The 1,815-nt window shown below is 62.3% G+C and carries 3 protein-coding genes and 1 pseudogene; 3 read left to right on the forward strand and 1 reads right to left on the reverse strand.

All coding sequences use genetic code 11. From position 1 onward, the window contains the following. Nucleotides 1-794 (forward strand): ACR3 family arsenite efflux transporter (arsB, locus tag ACWDTD_RS20460; protein ID WP_449748945.1); only part of this gene is annotated, 794 nt, incomplete at its 5' end. Continuing rightward, the gene (locus tag ACWDTD_RS20465; protein WP_449748946.1) at nt 787-1,197 is read left to right on the forward strand and encodes an arsenate-mycothiol transferase ArsC; all 411 of its coding nucleotides are present in this window, start codon (nt 787-789) and stop codon (nt 1,195-1,197) included. The genes arsB and ACWDTD_RS20465, both read left to right, overlap by 8 nt. 22 nt (nt 1,198-1,219) lie before the next feature. On the opposite strand, the pseudogene ACWDTD_RS20470 reads toward ACWDTD_RS20465, so the two are convergent. Beyond that, nucleotides 1,220-1,405: pseudogene (locus ACWDTD_RS20470) on the reverse strand (glyoxalase/bleomycin resistance/dioxygenase family protein); the annotation flags it as partial. 14 nt (nt 1,406-1,419) lie between these two features. Here ACWDTD_RS20470 and ACWDTD_RS20475 point away from each other — a divergent pair. Then, nucleotides 1,420-1,743, forward strand: a complete 324-nt coding sequence (locus ACWDTD_RS20475; protein WP_449748947.1) for an AAA family ATPase — start codon at nt 1,420-1,422, stop codon at nt 1,741-1,743. Nucleotides 1,744-1,815: the final 72 nt, after the last annotated feature.

Below are 1,815 nucleotides of genomic sequence, written 5' to 3' on the forward strand. Positions count from 1 at the left end.
CGTTGATGTTTGCGCTGGCGTGGTTGATGTTGTCGGATCTGCCGGAGTATCGGACGGGCCTGATCATCGTCGGACTGGCCAGGTGTATCGCGATGGTCATCATCTGGAACGACCTGGCCTGCGGCGACCGGGAAGCTGCTGCCGTCCTTGTCGCGCTGAATTCAGTGTTCCAGGTCATCATGTTCGCCGTGTTGGGCTGGTTCTACCTGTCGGTGCTACCCGGCTGGCTCGGTCTGGAGCAGACCTCCATTGACACTTCGATGTGGCAGATCGCGAAGTCGGTGCTGATCTTCCTCGGCATCCCCCTGGTGGCCGGGTACCTGACCCGTCGTATCGGTGAGCGGGCCAAAGGCCGCGAGTGGTACGAGTCCTCGTTGCTGCCGCGCCTCGGACCGTGGGCACTCTACGGTCTGCTGTTCACCACCGTCATCCTGTTCGCTTTGCAGGGTGAGCAGATCACGTCGCGGCCCTGGGATGTTGTGCGGATCGCGCTTCCTCTGTTGGTCTACTTCGCGGTAATGTGGGGTGGCGGATTCATCCTGGGCGCCACGATGGGACTGGGTTACGAGCGGACCGCGACACTCGCATTCACCGCGGCGGGCAACAACTTTGAGCTTGCTATCGCTGTGGCGATCGCCACCTACGGTGCGACCTCCGGCCAGGCTCTCGCCGGGGTGATCGGCCCGCTGATCGAGGTTCCCGTCCTCGTCGGTCTCGTGTACGTGTCTTTGGCGCTGCGGAAACGCTTCACCACAACCACCAACTCAACCCAGGAGCCCGGGCGCCATGCTTGAACCCATCGATGTGCTCTTCGTGTGCGTAAGCAACCGCGGCAAATCTGTGATGGCCGAACACCTCACGCCGACGGTCACCGACCGGATCTCTGCATCATCGGCCGGGACCAGTGCGACGATCGGCGGCCAGGTCAATAGCCTGTCGGCACAGGTGCTCGCCGAGATCGGCGCCGACGTCGCCGAACATCAGCCTCGCCAACTCACCGACGAGCTGATGCGGGCCGCAGATCTCGTCGTGGTGATCGGCACCGCCGAGGTTACCCCGCCCGAAGGCGTCGCCCTCGAGGTGTGGAACACCGACGAACCCTCCGAACGTGGCATCGAGGGCATCGAACGGATGCGGTTGATCCGCGACGACATCACCAACCGCATCCGCTCTCTCGCCGACCGGCTTGGGCGATAGGCGAGAGAGCAGATGCGGCTTGTCAGCAGCAGGCTGGGCGAGCCTCAGCAGGACCGCTGGCGCTGCCTCCGCAGCACACCGAACCTTGGCCCGCACTATCGACGGCGTTCTGTGCCAACAGTTTCGGGCTGCTCCCGAAGGTGTCAGAGTCGGCGAGCACGGTGTAGACCTCCCACTTCTCGTTGGCCGGGCCAGTCACCCACAGGCGAATCGAACGTCACCATCGTCCAGTTTCATCCGGCGTACTCGTACGAGGACTTCTTCGAAGGCTTCCGGCCAGCGATGCAAAGCAACGGTCAAGTCGGATTCGAACTGCGCCCAGGTCCACTCCGTAAACTCGTGGACCGCGCGATGGACAACCCTGATGCCGTCTACGTGCTCATCATCGATGAGATCAACCGCGGCAACCTGGCCAAGATCTTCGGAGAGCTGTACTTCTTGCTGGAGTATCGCGACCAGAGCATCGACGTCCTTTACAAGTCCGAAAAAGACAATGCAAAGCCATTCATGTTGCCGCGCAATGGGGGCTGGTGCACGAGTAGGTGACATCTGATCTGGCTTGCCCTGCCGGGCGGCCTGGAAGGATGCCAGCTGTGCCCAAGCCCTATCCCCAGGAGT

Source organism: Gordonia sp. NPDC003425, from assembly GCF_053588635.1.